The organism is Centipeda periodontii DSM 2778 (genome assembly GCF_000213975.1).
GTDB lineage: Bacteria > Bacillota > Negativicutes > Selenomonadales > Selenomonadaceae > Centipeda > Centipeda periodontii.
In genome coordinates this window covers 2,575,454-2,591,792 of record NZ_GL892076.1, presented here as the reverse complement: position 1 = coordinate 2,591,792, position 16,339 = coordinate 2,575,454, and the positions used below count along the sequence as shown (strand labels likewise).

Annotated in this window: 16 protein-coding genes; 13 read left to right on the top strand and 3 right to left on the bottom strand. The window is 53.2% G+C overall.

What is annotated here, in order from left to right:
- Positions 1–222: 222 nt before the first annotated feature.
- On the bottom strand, positions 223–519 hold the full coding sequence (locus HMPREF9081_RS11935) for a helix-turn-helix domain-containing protein (protein ID WP_006307661.1): 297 nt from the start codon (positions 517–519) through the stop codon (positions 223–225).
- A complete protein-coding gene (locus tag HMPREF9081_RS11930) occupies positions 516–881 on the bottom strand; it encodes a type II toxin-antitoxin system RelE/ParE family toxin (protein WP_006307660.1) in 366 nt (121 codons plus the stop codon). Before HMPREF9081_RS11930 ends, HMPREF9081_RS11935 begins: the two co-directional genes overlap by 4 nt.
- An 84-nt stretch (positions 882–965) precedes the next feature.
- On the opposite strand from HMPREF9081_RS11930, the gene HMPREF9081_RS11925 reads away from it, so the two are divergent.
- From HMPREF9081_RS11925 to HMPREF9081_RS11895, 7 genes are all read left to right on the top strand, one after another.
- A complete protein-coding gene (locus tag HMPREF9081_RS11925) occupies positions 966–1,871 on the top strand; it encodes a hypothetical protein (protein ID WP_006307659.1) in 906 nt (301 codons plus the stop codon).
- Between the two features lie 203 nt (positions 1,872–2,074).
- The gene (gene ilvN, locus HMPREF9081_RS11920) at positions 2,075–2,605 is read left to right on the top strand and encodes an acetolactate synthase small subunit (RefSeq protein WP_006307658.1); all 531 of its coding nucleotides are present in this window, start codon (positions 2,075–2,077) and stop codon (positions 2,603–2,605) included.
- Positions 2,586–3,599 (top strand): ketol-acid reductoisomerase, encoded by a 1,014-nt coding sequence (gene ilvC, locus HMPREF9081_RS11915; protein ID WP_006307657.1) that lies wholly within the window; start codon positions 2,586–2,588, stop codon positions 3,597–3,599. The genes ilvN and ilvC overlap by 20 nt, the downstream gene beginning before the upstream one ends.
- Positions 3,600–3,682: 83 nt before the next feature.
- Complete coding sequence (gene leuC / locus HMPREF9081_RS11910; RefSeq protein ID WP_006307656.1) at positions 3,683–4,945, top strand: 3-isopropylmalate dehydratase large subunit; 1,263 nt, start codon at positions 3,683–3,685, stop codon at positions 4,943–4,945.
- On the top strand, positions 4,945–5,448 hold the full coding sequence (locus tag HMPREF9081_RS11905; RefSeq protein ID WP_040395211.1) for a 3-isopropylmalate dehydratase small subunit: 504 nt from the start codon (positions 4,945–4,947) through the stop codon (positions 5,446–5,448). Before leuC ends, HMPREF9081_RS11905 begins: the two co-directional genes overlap by 1 nt.
- Entirely contained in the window at positions 5,438–6,511 is a 1,074-nt protein-coding gene (leuB, locus tag HMPREF9081_RS11900; protein ID WP_040395209.1) for a 3-isopropylmalate dehydrogenase, read from the top strand. The genes HMPREF9081_RS11905 and leuB overlap by 11 nt, the downstream gene beginning before the upstream one ends.
- Positions 6,512–6,630: 119 nt before the next feature.
- Positions 6,631–7,440, top strand: coding sequence for a PD-(D/E)XK nuclease family transposase (locus HMPREF9081_RS11895; RefSeq protein WP_006307653.1), 810 nt, complete (start codon positions 6,631–6,633; stop codon positions 7,438–7,440).
- A 127-nt stretch (positions 7,441–7,567) separates the two neighbouring features.
- Here the strand turns inward: HMPREF9081_RS11895 and HMPREF9081_RS11890 are convergent, their stop codons facing one another.
- Complete coding sequence (locus tag HMPREF9081_RS11890; protein ID WP_006307652.1) at positions 7,568–8,761, bottom strand: MFS transporter; 1,194 nt, start codon at positions 8,759–8,761, stop codon at positions 7,568–7,570.
- Between the two features lie 234 nt (positions 8,762–8,995).
- Here HMPREF9081_RS11890 and HMPREF9081_RS11885 point away from each other — a divergent pair, with 234 nt between their 5' ends.
- The 6 genes from HMPREF9081_RS11885 to HMPREF9081_RS11860 all read left to right on the top strand — a co-directional run bounded on the left by HMPREF9081_RS11885 (position 8,996) and on the right by HMPREF9081_RS11860 (position 16,319).
- The gene (locus HMPREF9081_RS11885) at positions 8,996–9,655 is read left to right on the top strand and encodes a 3'-5' exonuclease (protein WP_006307651.1); all 660 of its coding nucleotides are present in this window, start codon (positions 8,996–8,998) and stop codon (positions 9,653–9,655) included.
- A gap of 111 nt (positions 9,656–9,766) precedes the next feature.
- Complete coding sequence (locus HMPREF9081_RS12835; RefSeq protein ID WP_006307650.1) at positions 9,767–12,202, top strand: CDP-glycerol glycerophosphotransferase family protein; 2,436 nt, start codon at positions 9,767–9,769, stop codon at positions 12,200–12,202.
- Positions 12,199–13,455, top strand: a complete 1,257-nt coding sequence (locus tag HMPREF9081_RS11875; RefSeq protein WP_006307649.1) for a class I SAM-dependent methyltransferase — start codon at positions 12,199–12,201, stop codon at positions 13,453–13,455. Before HMPREF9081_RS12835 ends, HMPREF9081_RS11875 begins: the two co-directional genes overlap by 4 nt.
- A 10-nt stretch (positions 13,456–13,465) precedes the next feature.
- Complete coding sequence (gene rfbC / locus HMPREF9081_RS11870; protein ID WP_006307648.1) at positions 13,466–13,999, top strand: dTDP-4-dehydrorhamnose 3,5-epimerase; 534 nt, start codon at positions 13,466–13,468, stop codon at positions 13,997–13,999.
- Positions 13,996–14,868 (top strand): NAD-dependent epimerase/dehydratase family protein, encoded by an 873-nt coding sequence (locus tag HMPREF9081_RS11865; protein WP_006307647.1) that lies wholly within the window; start codon positions 13,996–13,998, stop codon positions 14,866–14,868. The genes rfbC and HMPREF9081_RS11865 overlap by 4 nt, the downstream gene beginning before the upstream one ends.
- Before the next feature lie 11 nt (positions 14,869–14,879).
- Complete coding sequence (locus HMPREF9081_RS11860; protein ID WP_006307646.1) at positions 14,880–16,319, top strand: radical SAM protein; 1,440 nt, start codon at positions 14,880–14,882, stop codon at positions 16,317–16,319.
- Positions 16,320–16,339: the final 20 nt, after the last annotated feature.

Sequence of the window (16,339 nt, the reverse complement as noted above, 5' to 3'; positions counted from 1 at the left end):
TAGCGCATCTTTTTTGCCCGCTCAATGCCTGCAAATCCTCCACATAGCTTTGGCTATGCGTCCGGTTTGCCTCCTCAATCGGACGAAAAAAACTACGCCAATCTGACGGACTTCATTTTATCAGTGATTCCTTTATTTCTTTGCGCATGAAGAAAGCGTCCCGCTTGCGTGGGACGCTTTTGCTATTTCGTCAAGGACGTTTTTCTGTTATGATATACTCGGTTATTCCATTGGGATGATGGAGAGTGTATATCCCAGAGGCGTGAGGACTTTGAACAGTGTATCGAGTTGGGGGATGCTCTTCATGCTCTCAAGACGTGCAATTTGCGGCTGTTTCATGCCGCTGAGCTCTGCAAGACCTCGCTGTGACAGACCTTTTTCTTCGCGTGCTTCGATGAGTTTGCCGATGAGTTCCGCCTCGAATTCGATACGATTTTTTTCGGCGGGGGGGACTTTCGCCTCGTCATTCATATAGTCCGAAAATGTGCGGAACTGTTCGCCGTTGATTTCTACGCTCATGAATTTCCGCTCCTTTCTAAAAAGTCCTTGAGTTTCAACTTTGCCTGTTGGAGTTCCTTTGTGGGTGTTTTCTGGGATTTCTTTATAAAGTGGTGCAGGAGGACGAATTGATTGTCTTTCCAATAAAAGAAAAAGATGCGGTTGCTCAGAGGTCGAAGCTCCCAGAGATCACCCCCAATGTGTTTGACAAATGGCATTCCAAGTCTTGTTCCGTAGAGGGAGAGTGCTTTCATATAGGCGAGTATTTTTTCGCGATTGATTCGGCTGGTCTTGTTCGTCTGCACTTCTTTGGCAAGTTCATCAAGATGAGCTTCGATCTCTGAGATTCCGTTTCGAGAATGGTAGAAAATTAGTTCATACATGGGAATCCCTCCATATTTATGATAATTAATTCGTTATCAAAAGTCAAGCCATGTTGTCAAATGATATGAGAAAGGAGTGCTGTTATGCCGATTACACCGCCGACACCGCCCACCCCTCCCGCGCCGCCGAAGATCACGCTCGGGGATGCGGCGCGCGACGCGCAGGCGAATACGACGCACACGACGGGCGATGCGCAGGCGGAGCAGCAGGCACGTGACTCCGTCGCGCAGGGAAACGGCGCACTCTCCAAGACGACGCACGAAACGCCGAAGGATAAAAGCGCCGCAGAGCGTCCGAATGCCGCCGCGCGTACGGACGCGGCAAAGGGCGATTCCGTAAGCACCTCCGCGTCGAAGGTGGATCACGGGACAAAGGTCGAGGGACAGACGGGCGCGGATGTCGCAAATGGGCTCGATATGGCGCAGGAGAATGCGATCCTCAAGCAGCAGCTTGGGAATACAGAGCAGAAGCCGCCGCAGGTACCGCAGTCCTACACGGCAACGAGCGGGCTCTACTGGGTGGGGATGATCGTTCTCGCCGTCGTGCTCGGACTCGTATTCTTCCGTCGCTTCTTTCAAAAGAAGCAGGCGCCCCTTGTAGAGGAGTCGTCGCTCGGAGAGCGCATCCTTGCGCGCGAGCAGGGCGGGGCAGGGCATAACGTCGATCGTGCACCGCAGATGGGAGAGCACGACGATCTCCTCGCGGCGGCGGAGCGCACACGCCGTGCACGTAATACGCACGGCGAGATCCTGCCCGAGTTCACGGGGCTGACGGCGGGCGAGGCACTTGCGCGTCTGACGAAGGAGGACGCGAAGGCGTCTCCAACACCGCCGAGGAAACCTGCAGCAGAGCCCCCGCGCCCCGTGCATCCGCACGTGACGGCGACGGAGACACCGCCCCCGCCTCCTCCCGTACAGAAAACACCGGTGAAAAAACAGGAGAAGCAGGACGACGCAGAGGAGAAACCGCGCTTCGAGGTGCGTGTATAATAAATACCGCGCTCTCAAAGCCTTCACCGTCGGTACGGGGGAAGGGGACTGCGAAGCGCTGGAAGGGGCGTTTGTTGTGTTTTGCTCGTATACACGAACGAGCAGCTAAAACATATTGACAAATGCGCATGCGTGGGTGATAATAAAGGAGTTTTCCGTATTGAGAAATTCGCTTGTGACGCGGCGGGGAGGAGTTTTTTCATATGAAACATGTGCTGTCCGTCTTTGTTGAGAACCAGACGGGGGTTCTGGTGCGCGTTGTCAGCATGTTTTCTCGGAGGGAATTCAACATTGACAGCCTGTCTGTCGGTGTGACGGAGTCACCGGATTTCTCGCGCATCACGGTTGTGATGCAGGGGGACGGGAATCTCGTCGAGCAGATGATCAAGCAGCTGGAAAAGATGCCCGTTGTGCGGGCGGTTCAGCGGCTGGACGAAAAGAATGCGGCGTGCCGCGGCATGACGCTCATCAAGGTGCGGGCGGACGATGATAATCGCCTCGATGTGCTCAAGATGGGCGAGCTGTTCCGTGCACACGTTGTCGATGTGGAGTCCGCCTCGATCATCTTTGAGATCACGGGCAGCGATGACAAGGTGACGGCGTTTCTGAAGGTAATCAAACCCTACGGCATCGTCGAAGTCATCCGCACGGGGCTCATTGCGCTCGAGCGAGGGGAACACACAATTTATGAGCATTGTGAGGAGCGGGAGTACTATGGCAAAAACTTACTATGATCAGGATGTCGACTGGAGCGTGCTCGAGGGCAAGACGGTTGCCATCATCGGCTACGGTAGTCAGGGGCATGCACACGCGCTGAACCTCAAGGAGAGCGGCGTCAATGTCGTCGTCGGTCTCTATGTGGGATCGCAGTCCAAGGCAAAGGCAGAGGCACACGGACTGAAGGTTGCGACGGTTGCCGAGGCGGTCAAGCAGGCGGACATCACGATGGTGCTCATCCCCGACGAGAAGCAGGCGGATGTCTACAAAGAGGAGATCGGCCCGAACCTCAAGAAGGGCAGTGCTCTTGCCTTCGCTCATGGTTTTAACATTCACTTCAAGCAGATTATCCCGCCGGAGGGTGTCGATGTGTTCATGGTCGCGCCGAAGGGGCCCGGTCACCTCGTTCGCCGCACATTCACGGAGGGGTCGGGCGTTCCGGCCGTTTTTGCCGTCGAGAAGGATGAGACGGGCAAGTGTTTCGATATTGCTCTCGCCTATGCGCGCGGTGTCGGTTCAACGCGTTCCGGCGTTCTCCAGACGACCTTCCGCGATGAGACGGAGGAGGATCTCTTCGGTGAGCAGTGCGTGCTCATGGGCGGTGTATGCCAGCTGATGCAGACGGGCTTTGAGGTCCTTGTTGAGGCGGGCTATCCGCCTGAGATGGCATATTTTGAGTGCTTCCATGAGATGAAGCTCATTGTCGACCTCTGCTACGAGGGCGGTATGACGAAGATGCGCCAGTCCTGCTCCGATACGGCAGAGTATGGCGACTATATGATCGGACCGCGCATCATCACGGAAGAGACGAAGAAAGAAATGAAGAGGGTTCTGAAGGAGATTCAGGACGGCACGTTTGCCCGCAACTGGCTGCTGGAAAACCGCGCCGCCGGTCGCGCGAACTTCCTCGCACAGCGCCGCCTCCATCGCGAGCACCAGATCGAAAAGGTCGGCGCACAGCTGCGCAACATGATGCCGTGGCTGCGCGATAAGAAAGAACTCGAATTCTAATTTAGGCGGATACGCATACGAGTCTGTCAAGAAGTCTTTCCATGCGGGGAGACTTCTTTTTTCAAATGATTTTAGGAGGGCATATGGGCATGAATATGAGCGAGAAGATTCTCGCACGCCATGCGGGTCTGGATCACGTCGAGCCGGGGCAGCTCGTGACGTGTCAGCTCGACATGGTACTCGCAAACGATGTGACGGGACCGCCGTCGATCAAGGAATTTGAAAAGACGGGCCGCCCTGTCTTCGACCGTACGAAGATTGCACTGATTCCCGACCATTTCCAGCCGGCAAAGGATATCAAATCGTCCGAACTGGCGAAGATCATGCGCGACTTTGCACGCAAGCACAACATCCTGCACTACTATGAGCAGGGACGTGTCGGCATCGAGCATGTCATTCTGCCGGAGAAGGGCATCGTCGGCCCGGGGATGCTCACGATTGGCGCGGACTCGCATACCTGCACGTACGGCGCGGTGAACGGCTTCTCCACGGGCGTCGGCACGACCGATCTCGCGGTCGGCATGGCGACGGGTGAGGCGTGGTTCAAGGTACCCGAGGCGATCAATGTGCATCTCACGGGCAAAAAGCCCGCCGATATCAGCGGCAAGGATGTCATTCTGACACTCATCGGCATGATCGGCGTGGACGGCGCGCTCTATCAGAGCCTTGAGTTCACGGGCGAGGGCGTCGCGGATCTCACGATGACCGACCGTCTGACGATTGCCAACATGGCGATCGAGGCGGGCGGCAAGAACGGCATCTTCCCGTATGATGATGTCTGCAAAGAGTACGTCGAGGGACGCATGACGGGCGCGTTTGAGTCCGTGAATCCCGATCCCGATGCACAGTATGCGCGCACGGTGGAGATCAACCTCAGTGAGCTGCGTCCCGTCGTTTCGTTCCCGCATCTGCCGGAGAATACGAAGCGCGTCATGGACATCCCCGAACCGATCGAGATCGATCAGGTTGTGATCGGCTCGTGCACGAACGGGCGGCTTGAGGACATGGAGATTGCGGCGGAGATCCTCAAGGGGCATACGGTACATGAGCGCGTGCGCTGCATCATCATCCCGGGCTCGCCGTGGGTGTATCGGGAGTCGATGCGGCGCGGTTATCTCGAGATCTTCATGGATGCGGGCGCGGCGGTCTCGACGCCCACCTGCGGGCCGTGTCTCGGCGGCTATATGGGCATCCTCGCGGCGGGCGAGCGGTGCGTTTCGACGACGAACCGCAATTTCCGCGGGCGCATGGGGCACGTTGACAGCGAGGTCTATCTCGCAGGACCGCACGTCGCGGCGGCGAGCGCGATATTGGGGCGGATTGCGACCCCCGAGGAGGTGGCATGATGTTCGAGGGAAAAGTCTGGCGCTACGGCGATAACATCGACACGGATGTCATCATCCCTGCGCGCTATCTCAATACGTTTGAGCCGAAGGCGCTTGCAGAGCACTGCATGGAGGATATCGATACGACCTTTGCAAAGGAAGTTGTCGCGGGCGATATCATGGTCGGCGGGAAAAACTTTGGCTGCGGCTCCTCGCGCGAGCACGCACCGATTGCGATTGCCGCGTCAGGCGTGCCCGTGGTGATTGCGGCGAGCTTTGCGCGCATCTTCTACCGCAACGGCATCAACATCGGACTGCCGCTGCTCGAGATTGGCGATGATGTGGAGAAGATCAGCGCGGGCGATCGTCTGCGCGTCGATACGGCGACGGGAGCGATTGAGAACCTCACGACGGGCGATACATTCCATGCACATCCGCTGCCGGGCTTCGTGCAGGACATTGCACGCGCGGGAGGCCTCTTAAACTACATCCGTGAGAATGGAGGGTTCCGTCATGGCGTATAGGATCGCAGTTGTGCCCGGCGACGGCATCGGGCAGGAGATCACGAGCGAGGCTGTGCGCGTGCTGCGTGCTGTTGACGAAAAATTTTCGCTTGGACTTACATACGAGACGCGCGATGCGGGCGGCACGGCGTACGATAAGTTCGGCACGCCGCTGCCCGAGGACACGCTCAGCGTCTGTAAGGCATCCGACGGCGTGCTGTTCGGTGCCGTCGGCGGAACGAAGTGGGACAGTGTTGAGCCGTCCATGCGTCCCGAGCGTGCGATTTTGGGGCTCCGCAAGGGACTCGGTCTCTATGCGAATCTGCGCCCCGTGAAGGTCGCGGATGCGCTGATCGAACACTCACCGCTCAAACCCGCGCTCGTGCGCGGTGTCGATCTCGTCATCGTGCGCGAGCTGATCGGCGGCATCTACTTCGGCGAGAAATGCGAGTCAGAACAGGTGGACGGCGCGGAGCGCGCATGGGACATGGAGAACTACTCCGTGTCCGAGGTAGAACGTATCGCACGCCTTGCGTTCGAGACGGCACGTCTGCGCCGCGGCAAGGTCACGTCCGTGGACAAGGCGAATGTGCTCGCAACCTCGCGGCTCTGGCGGCGCACGGTGACGGCACTCGCGCCCGAATACGGCGATGTGGCGCTCGATCATCTCTACGTGGACAACTGCGCCATGCAGCTTGCCGTGCGCCCGACGCAGTTCGATGTGATTGTGACGGGCAACCTCTTCGGCGACATCCTCTCGGATGAGGCGGCGGTGATCGGTGGCTCGATCGGGCTGATGCCATCCGCATCGATCGGTACGGGCACGAGCCTCTTTGAGCCGATTCACGGCAGTGCGCCCGACATCGCGGGGCAGGGGATTGCAAATCCGCTCGGCACGATCCTTTCGGCGGCGATGCTCCTGCGCTACGCCCTCCATGAGGAGGCGGCGGCGGACGCGGTCGAGGCTGCGGTGGATGCGGCACTTGCGGACGGCAAGCGCACGGCAGACATCTACATCGAGGGAAGCGGCTGCACGAAGGTCGGCATAACGGAAATGACCGATGTTGTGCTTGCTCATTTGTAGAGACAAAATTTTCATTTGTTCTCAATGAAAAAGACGGCTTCTTTGCCGGCATGCGTACGCTTGACAATATCTTTTCCATTCCATAATATGATAGTATCAAAGAAAAAAGAGGTGAATCAATGAGTATGATTAAGCAAGAAGCGCGTGTCGAATATCTTGCGATGATCCAAAAGCTGCGTCTCATTGATGATACGTTTTTCAATGTCTGTTTCGACAACAATATCGAGGGGATGCAGCTCCTGCTGCGTATATTTCTGGCGCGTGATGACCTGACGGTAAAATGTGTCGTTACGCAGCAAAGTGCAGACAATCTCTATGGGCGTGGTGTGCGCTTTGATGTGTTGGCGGAGGACAGCGAAGGAAAGCTTTACGACTGTGAAGTTCAGCGTGCGAACGAAGGCGCGATTGCACGTCGGGCACGGTATAACAGCGCAATGCTGGACGCGCGTAAGCTGCCTAAAGGCGCGGAGTTTTCCGATCTGTCTGAGACGTGGGTTATCTTTATCACGGAGAATGATATTTACGGGGCAGGGCATCCGCTCTATCATGTGGAACGGATTGTTCAGGAGATGCGACGACCCTTTGAGGACGGGGCTCATATCCTCTATGTGAACGGGGCAAATCGTGCAGATACGCCGCTTGGACGATTGATGCAGGATTTCTTTTGTGAGATACCGGAGCGTATGAATTATAAGGAACTTGCCGATAGAGCGGACTATTTCAAGGCAAAAACAGAGGGGGTTAATGCCATGTGTGAACTGATGGAAAAATTCGGCGAGAAGAAAATGGAAGAAGGGCGTATGGAATCGGCACGTGCAACGGCAGCGGCTTTGATTGCTTTGGGCAAGCTGACAGTTGCACAGATTGCTGCGGCAACACGGCTCCCGGTGGAAGAGGTCAAGCGACTGGCGGGCGTGGGCGGCACGTAATAGTCCATGCTATGCGTACGTCTTGATTCCTCCATCGGATGATCGATACCTATTCGGTGGATTTTCTCGGCGTTTCTCTTGACAACGAAAATGCGGTACGGAGATGCTTTGTCTTCGTACCGCATTTTTACATTTCTGTGCCTCTTTTGTGTATATACCTCCACCACACAAAGAGCGCGAGGACGAGCAGGAGACCGCCCACTGTGGGGAAGAGATAGTGCATGCCGAGATAGGTCGCGACCGCGCCGCCGAGCAGCGGCCCTGTGAAGCCGCCGACTTGCTGTGCGGCGAAAAGCATGCCAAACACGCTGCCCTTCAGCCGTGCGGGGGTATGCTGCGCAATCACGGCGTTCAGCGAGGGCTGTACGCCGGCGAGGAAGAGTCCTACGCCGAACTGCATGACAGCGAACGGTACAAGTGTATCGGGAATCCCCTGCAGTGTAAGCATTATGCCGGCGCAGGACATCGCGAGACACATTGCCGTAAAGTAGCTGCGCCGCGTCCCGAGGATGCCCCAGAATGGTGCCGCGATCGCGCCCGCAATCCCGCCGAGCGAGAACACAAGTCCCGCAACAAACACGATGTTCTCCATATCGCCCGCGAGATACTTGATGTACGTCGTGATGACGGGCATCAGGACGAAGTTTACCATCTGCGCGAGCGTGCTCACGACCATCATCGTGCGCAGGATGGGAATGTGCCAGAGGTGCCATGGATTTTGCTCCTCCGCCGTGAGCGGCGTGGCATCTGTCGGCATCGGCGGCTCCTTGATGATGAAGGTGAACGCGAGGAAATTGATGAAGAGCGCGAGTCCACCGATGTAGAAGCTGGCGCGCATCCCGAACGCCTCCGCGAGCACGCCGCCGAGCAGAGGACCGACGACGCCGCCCGCCGTCAGTGTGCCCTGCAGTATGCCGAGGGAGAAGCCGAGGCGCTCGCGCGGCGCGTAGAGTGTCATGATCGCGAGATCCATCGGCCAGAGCCCCGAGGCAAAGCCTTGAAAGAGGCGGACAATCACAAGTTGCTCGGGCGAGGTGACGATGCCGCCGAGGAGATAGCTGATCGAGATCAGGAGACTTGCGCGCATCGCCATGAGCCGCTTTCCCTTACGGTCGGCGATGCGTCCCCAGATCGGCGCCATCACCGCTGAGATGAGGAAGGTCACGGAGAACGCCAGCCCCGCCCAGAGATTGACCGAGGAATCGTCCACGCCGAGTTCGATGGTCAGATACATCGGCAGGAACGGAATGATCATCGTATAGCTCGCTGACATGAAGAGTACATTGCACGTGAGCAGAGCGAGTATTACTTTCCAATTCATGCGCAGACCCCTTTCCCATATTCTGTATTCTATCACGTTTTTGAGAAAAGAAACAGAAAAAGATATGGGACAAAATACCTAGACGTTGATTTTCTGAAAATTTTATGCTATGATGTGTGCAACACAAGACGTTTCCTGTCCGAAACACGCGCCAATCGGCGGCGCCATAGAACACTGCAACACTGTCTGCCATGCGTCATTTACGGCAGATTTTTTCGAAAGTAAGGATTGCTCATGAAACACATCGTCGTAGACTTGGAGATGAACCCTGTCGCGAAGGAACACAGGGACATCCGCAGAAAACTCAACGGGGAGATCATTGAGATCGGTGCTGTGCGTCTGAATGAGGACTTTGAGCAGGAGGACGAATTTCAGTGTTACGTTTGTCCCGAGTACGGTATGGTCAAGAAGCACATCACCGAGCTCACGGGCATCACGCAGGAGAAAGTCGCGGGGCGTCCCGTGTTCTCTGAGAGTTTTCATGCGTTTGTCGATTGGATCGGCGCGGCAGAGACGAAGATCTACTCGTGGAGCATGTCCGACATCAAGCAGCTGCGCAAGGAGTGCCGTCTGAAACTCCCCGCGTTCGACGTGAGCTGGCTCGATACGCGCTGGGTCGACCTGCAGCAGGCGTTCGACGATCGCCTAGGTCTCCACAACAGCCTCGCGCTGAAGCACGCGCTCGGCGCGATGGGGCGCAGCTTCGAGGGCAGTCAGCACTCCGCACTCGCCGACGCCATCAACACGAGCGCCGTCCTCGCACTCATGCAGGACGATGCGAAGTTTCGCGAGACCATGCGCCCCGTCCTTGAGATCCTAGAGCCGAGCGAGAGGCTCTCCGACTCCATCGGTGAACTCTTCCCCGATCTTGAAAAGCTGAAAAAGAACCTGTAATCTATGTGTACTGCCAAGGGGGGGGAGTGTCTTGTCCCCTCCACTTAATTTTTTTATAAACTTTTCGATACATATATATGGAATAATCTTGGGTGGAGTGTGGTAGGCGTGATGACAAGGAACGAGCAGCGCAATCTTTTGGAGGTGCTTGCGAATCTTTCGGAGATTCTGCCGGGCATCGCACTGGCAGAAGAAGAACCTCGTCAGCTTTTCGTTGATTGTCTTGTATCTGCAGACACGCTCTGCAACAGTAAACTCTCCGTAGGTCGTGCCACATACTACCATGATGTTTTTGGCGGCATGATAGACGCTGTCTCTGTAGTGGGCTGGAATGAGATGACAGCGGATACGGAGCGGCAGATTCGGCAGCTCCTTACAGACATTTTGGCAGCAGCCATACGCGCCTTGCAGGAGGAACGGGAAGTCAAGAAGATCTTTGTCTTTCTTCCCTATAAGGCATCCATGTGGGACAGCCTTGAGAGCATATGGAAAGCTGCGGCGGAGGACAGCGAGCGTACCGAGTCGTACGTCGTCCCGATTCCCTATGCCGATCGCAATCCCGACGGCAGTCCTGCCGCGTGGCACTGCGAGGCTGAGGACTTCCCCTCCTACGTTCCCATACAGTCATGGACAACCTTTACCCTCGAAAAGCTCAAAGAACTGCGCCCGGATGCCATCTTTATCCACAATCCCTATGATGACTATAACCGCGTCACATCGGTTCATCCGCAGTATTACAGCAGATCTTTGAAGGAGTGTACGGACTGCCTAGTATACGTGCCATATTTTGTATCGGGCACGACGGTTACTGAAGTTCTTACGATAGCGCCCGGTGTGCAGAATGCAGACTATGTTATTGTGGAGAACGAGCGTATCCGGGCACAGTATGCAGCCTATGCGAAAAAGGCGGGGATCGACGAGCAAAAAATCCTTCCGCTGGGCTCTCCGAAGATCGATGCGGTACTTGCTGCACGCAGAGAAGATCATGCGCTGCCGGAAGAATGGGAGCGCATTGTGCGAGGGAAGAAGGTTGTGCTGTTTGGCACAACCCTTACGCCAATCCTTGAAAACACCGAACACTTTTGCGAGAAAACAAAGGAAATCCTCGCTTTTTTTGAGGCACAACCGGATATTGCCCTGTGGTGGCGTCCGCACCCGCTCCTGCGGTCCACCTTGAAAGCCATGCGTGAAAGCAGCGTATATGAAGCATATTGTCAGATCGAGGACGAATACCGGAAGGCGGCATGGGGAATCTTCGATACCAGTGCGAATGTGGAACGGGCAATCGCTTGGGCAGATGCCTATTATGGGGACGCCAGTTCGGTGTGTACCCTTTTTGAAGAAACGGGAAAACCCGTTGTCCTGCAGTGTTATGACCCCGCGTTTCCAAAGACGCATACGTGGGATATTGATGTGGAAAACGATGAGATGTTCTTTCTGGATTCCTTCCGTGGGATTTTCTATACGTTGGACATGGAGACTGGAAGACGGACATCTGCGATTCCGATCCCGCGTGCGTATTGGCAGGCGCTTTTCGAGTTCGGGACATTTGGGCGCAGCGGCGATCAGGTTGTGCTCTTTCCGTTTGCAGGGCAGCGTATCTGCACCTTTGATCTGCATACGCGCCAAATGCAGGAGATTGGCAGGGTCAATAATACCTATGTGGCAGACGGATCGGGGACTACGTTTCGCGTTGTTCGATATAGGAACTCTGTATACGGCTTTGGTATACGGAGCAATGAAATCTTGAAGTATGATTTCAGCACACGGACATTGACCCGTTTGACGGAGTGGTTTTCGCCTCTTCAAAAGTATCTTGGCGTAGCGCACAGTCATGATGCAGAATGGGACATGTTTGTTGCACTTACGGTTCATGACAACATCCTCATGGCTGTCATAGCGCGTTCGAATCTTGTCTTCGAACTTGATATGGAGACGGACACATGGCGCTTTCATGCGGTCGGAGGAGCGGATCAGTTATGGCAGGATATTGATTTTGACGGACGCTTTTACTATCTCATGGGACGAACGCATGCGCCTGTCATTCGTTGGGACAGGGAAACGGGGGAATTGCGTGAATATGATGCGCACCTGCCTCTGATGAGTGGATTGCCGGACTTTGTTCCTTTTTACTTTCTTGAATGTATCGGAGAAGAGCTTCGTCTGCTGGGTGCAAACACCGGCTCTTCGGTTTCCATTCACAAAGAAACCGGAGAAGCACATTTACTTACAGATGAACCCGGAATAACGTACTATAAGCAAAAGATTGGATCGAATCAATATCTGCGTCATGTTGTGGAAGATGATATAGATTCTATTGTATTGGACCTGCCGGAAGAGAGACGCGTCTATCCTTTGACAGATGAATTTCTGCATGACGAAGTTCCGGTGATGTGTGAGGGAACAGAAAATCATACGTTCGTGAATGTTCTTCCTCTTTCCATGATGCCGTCGCTTCTGGAAACAGTCTGTACCAACAGCGTTCATGTGGGGGGCGAGACAGCAGGAACACGTATTTATCGGTGGGCAAGGGATGGGCGGTTATGAAAGGAAAGGAATCCAACCAGATGAGGGAGCATTGCTGTAGATTTTGTAAGTCGCGCTTGGACGACACGATGATCGACTTAGGGATGTCGCCTCTTGCAAACTCCTATATCTCCAAAGAAAATGAAGATATGGGACAAATGACGTATCCGCTTCACGTTCGTGTATGCAAACAGTGTTTTCTCGTGCAGCTTGATGAATTCGAATCTCCACAGGATATCTTTGAGGAGTACGCCTATTTTAGTTCCTATTCGCAGGGTTGGCTTGCTCACGCCAAGAAATACACAGAACACATGATGGAGCACTATGGCATAGGGGCAGATACGCGTGTTATCGAAATCGCGAGCAATGATGGATACCTCCTGCAATACTTCAAGGAGAAGGGGGTCCCTGTACTGGGCATTGAGCCCGCTGCGAATGTAGCGAAAATTGCCGTTGGAAAAGGGATTGAGACCGTCGTCGATTTTTTCGGCACGCGCCTTGCGGAACAGCTCGTGAAAGAGGAAAAAAAGGCAGATCTGCTTCTGGGTAATAATGTGTTGGCACACGTTCCGGACATCAATGATTTTGTGGAAGGAATGCGTATTATTCTCGCGGATGATGGGATTCTTACAATGGAATTTCCGCATGTCCTTCATCTCATTGAAAAAGCCGAGTTCGACACCATTTACCACGAGCATTTTTCTTATCTCTCGCTGTACACGGTGCGACAGATTTTCGCGGCACATGGACTGCGTATTTTTCATGTCAAAACGCTTCCAACGCATGGAGGTTCGCTTCGTGTCTATGCTTGCCGCGAGACAAGCAGTCGGCATGCCTTATGTCCTTCGGTTGACGCGATCCTTGCGGAGGAAGAGGCACACGGATTGCAGAAGCTTGGAACGTATACTTCGTTTGATGAGAAGGCGAAGAAAATCAAATATGACCTTTTGGAGCTGCTGATAGAGTGCAAACGCGCAGGGAAGTGCATTGTCGGTTATGGTGCAGCGGCAAAGGGAAATACACTCCTGAACTTCTGTGGGATTGGGACAGAGTTCTTGGATTTTATTGTGGATAAAAATCCCTACAAGCAAAATACGCTGCTTCCCGGTTCCAGGATTCCCGTGCTTGCGCCAAGTGAGATAGAGAAAGTGAAAGCGGATTACGTTCTCATACTCCCGTGGAATCTTACCGATGAAATCGTAGAGGAAATGGCGTGCATCAGAGAGTGGGGGGGCAAGTTTATTGTTTCGATCCCCTCTGTGAAGGTTCTATAAGGAAAATGCGATGATCTTTCAGGAATTGGAAATCGCAGGAGTATATCTTATTACGCCTGTGAAAAACGAAGACGAGCGCGGTTTTTTTGCACGTACATTTTGCGAACGGGAATTCCGGGAGATTGGACTATGCACGTCCTTCGTACAGTGTAATCTTTCCTATAATGTGAAAAAAGGAACGCTTCGCGGCATGCATTATCAGGCAGAGCCGTATGAGGAAGTGAAGATTGTTTCCTGTCCGAAGGGCGCGATTTACGATGTCGCACTTGATATTCGGAGCAATTCACCAACGTTTGGCAGATGGATTTCTCGTGAGCTGAATGAAGACAATAACGAGATGCTTTATCTTCCCAAAGGCATTGCGCATGGATTTCAAACCCTTGAGGATGATACACTTGTGTATTATCAGATTGGAGCATATTACGAACCGAAGGCAGCGCGAGGCATTCGATACGACGACCCCCGCTATGCCATTCAATGGCCTTTCGAGGAGAAAATACTCTCGAATAGAGACAAAGAGCATCCGGTGGGAGTTTTGGTATGAAAAGCCTTCTTATCACAGGCGGAACCGGGTTTGTTGGGCGTCATGTCTTAAAATACCTTCCACACGATATACAGATCAGCATACTTACACGCAAGAAGCTGTTATCGGATGAACGCGTTACATATCTTTTTGGAGATATAGCAAATGCGAGAGATGTTGAACGCGCTATGAAAATGTCAAGACCGGATATGCTTTTACATCTTGCGTGGAACGTGAAGGAAGAGCGGTATGCCCATTCGGGGGAAAACCGCCTGTGGGTTGATTGGACAAGGCATCTTGCACAAACGTTCTTTCAGCAGGGCGGGCGTGTTTTTGTCGGAAGCGGCACCTGCTTTGAATACGATCTTGCATATCGTGAAGATCATGTGGAGGACGAAGTCTGTCATCCTTTGACCCCTTATGGGGAATGCAAACTCGAAACAATGCGAATTGTTTCGGAATTATCCGAGCGACATGATGCCCGTTTTGTCTGGGGAAGAATTTTTTACCCCTATGGACGCGGGGAGGAGTCGCGTAAACTTTTCTCATCAGCACTTACGACGTGGCGAAAAGGAGAAACATTTGTCTGTAAATCGCCGGACAGCGTCTTGGACTATATTCACGTCGAAGATGTAGCACGGTACTTTACGACTTTTTTGCAAAATGAGCAGATACAGGGCATTGTTAATGTATCTACCGGCAAAGGAGAGTCTGTCCGTACGATGCTGGAAATGCTTGCACAGGCATCCGGCTACGAGAAAATGCTCTCGTTCTCCGGTGGGGGCGGGGACATACGAATCGTTGGAAGTGCGAAAAAAGCAAGGCAATATGGGATTTTCTGCCAACATACGTTAGTTTCCGGAATATGTGATATGTTGGATGTGAAATGAGGTAAGACATTGTGAATTATATAGATAAGATAAAAGAGGAATTTGAGGGAAGAGAGATCTATATCTGTGATATATCCGGTACGGATGGAAAACGGATCAACTTCGATCTGGGAAATGTATCTCTTTGCCACGAATATGTTGCTTGGAAACCGCAAGAGGTAAAATCTCTTGCTTCATGGGATACGATTGGGTCGGAGACCTATTACGAGCGCATTTATGATTTGATGAAAAAGATGCAGTCCCCCGATTTCCCCTGCAGAAAATGCGAGGCATGCCGGAAGAAAATATTTCATTTTACACCAATACCACATGTCATACTCGGGCTTTCTATGTATTGTAACAGTCGCTGTATTTATTGTGCAGCACATACGGATGAGTATGGTGAAGATCACGATATCGTCCCCGTCTTGCAGCGGTGTGACAGGGAGGGGATGTTTGCGAAAGATGCTTGGTTTGACTGGGGGGGCGGAGAACCGACGCAGCATACTCATTATGAAGATGCCGTACGGTATTTGATGGAGAAGGGGTACCGGCAGCGTGTGAATACGAATGCCATTGTTTTATCGCAGGCAACGATGGAAATGCTGGAGAACGGCATGGGGACGGTTCGCGTTTCACCGGATTCCGGAACGCCTGCCGTTTTTCGGCGTATGAAGGGGAATGACAGCTTCCATGCGGTATGGGCGAATATCAAGAGCTATTGCGAAGCAAATCCCGAAGAGGTAGAAATCAAGTATAATATATGCAACTATAACTCTGACCAAGAAGAGATGGATGCATTTCTTGACATGTGTAAAAAATCCGGTGTACTTCGTGTCAGCGTAGAAGGCGAGGCAAATTCCTACCAAAAGGAAAAAAATGTGGGACCGTTTTATTTCAGAAAAAAAGAATTCGAGGCGGCACATTATTTGTACAATAAGGCAAGAGAACTTGGCTTTCACACAACGGTAAGCGAATACGCGTTTCTTTGGCATGCGGAGTATGACGAAAATCATGTATTACAACTACCGAGTGTATATCGCGACAACATAGATGCGGCATGCTTTTCTCATGGAATGTATGTGGAGGTATTCCCAACGACGGATATGCTGCTCGACGCCATCAGGGAACTCGCATATCCCGTTGTGATATGCGGCGCGGGCAAGAATGGGCAGAAAGCCATTAAGATGCTTCGCCATGAGAACATACCAAGTGTTTGCATTGATAACAATACATCTTTGCGCGGAACAATCATAGATGGTGTAGAAGTTCAATATGCCGTTGACTATCTTGCGGAATCTCATGCGCCGAGCATCTATCTTCTCACTCCCGATGATGTACAGCCGGATATGGTGAAGCAGCTCAATGATGCCGGCGTTGAGGGGAAACTATACTACGTTAACATTGCTGCATATAATCACTATATGAATACATTGGAAAAAATAGAGAGGAGGGAAGAGCAAGCTTTATGAGATGCCCTTTATGCAACGGC

Coding starts and splice junctions, on each gene's coding strand:
- HMPREF9081_RS11865 (WP_006307647.1), top strand. CDS start 13,996: ATGAAAAGCCTTCTTATCACAGGCGGAACCGGGTTTGTTGGGCGTCAT.
- HMPREF9081_RS11890 (WP_006307652.1), bottom strand. CDS start 8,761: ATGAATTGGAAAGTAATACTCGCTCTGCTCACGTGCAATGTACTCTTC.
- leuB (WP_040395209.1), top strand. CDS start 5,438: ATGGCGTATAGGATCGCAGTTGTGCCCGGCGACGGCATCGGGCAGGAG.
- HMPREF9081_RS12835 (WP_006307650.1), top strand. CDS start 9,767: ATGACAAGGAACGAGCAGCGCAATCTTTTGGAGGTGCTTGCGAATCTT.
- HMPREF9081_RS11935 (WP_006307661.1), bottom strand. CDS start 519: ATGAGCGTAGAAATCAACGGCGAACAGTTCCGCACATTTTCGGACTAT.
- HMPREF9081_RS11905 (WP_040395211.1), top strand. CDS start 4,945: ATGTTCGAGGGAAAAGTCTGGCGCTACGGCGATAACATCGACACGGAT.
- HMPREF9081_RS11895 (WP_006307653.1), top strand. CDS start 6,631: ATGAGTATGATTAAGCAAGAAGCGCGTGTCGAATATCTTGCGATGATC.
- rfbC (WP_006307648.1), top strand. CDS start 13,466: ATGATCTTTCAGGAATTGGAAATCGCAGGAGTATATCTTATTACGCCT.
- leuC (WP_006307656.1), top strand. CDS start 3,683: ATGGGCATGAATATGAGCGAGAAGATTCTCGCACGCCATGCGGGTCTG.
- HMPREF9081_RS11875 (WP_006307649.1), top strand. CDS start 12,199: ATGAAAGGAAAGGAATCCAACCAGATGAGGGAGCATTGCTGTAGATTT.
- ilvC (WP_006307657.1), top strand. CDS start 2,586: ATGGCAAAAACTTACTATGATCAGGATGTCGACTGGAGCGTGCTCGAG.
- ilvN (WP_006307658.1), top strand. CDS start 2,075: ATGAAACATGTGCTGTCCGTCTTTGTTGAGAACCAGACGGGGGTTCTG.
- HMPREF9081_RS11925 (WP_006307659.1), top strand. CDS start 966: ATGCCGATTACACCGCCGACACCGCCCACCCCTCCCGCGCCGCCGAAG.
- HMPREF9081_RS11885 (WP_006307651.1), top strand. CDS start 8,996: ATGAAACACATCGTCGTAGACTTGGAGATGAACCCTGTCGCGAAGGAA.
- HMPREF9081_RS11930 (WP_006307660.1), bottom strand. CDS start 881: ATGTATGAACTAATTTTCTACCATTCTCGAAACGGAATCTCAGAGATC.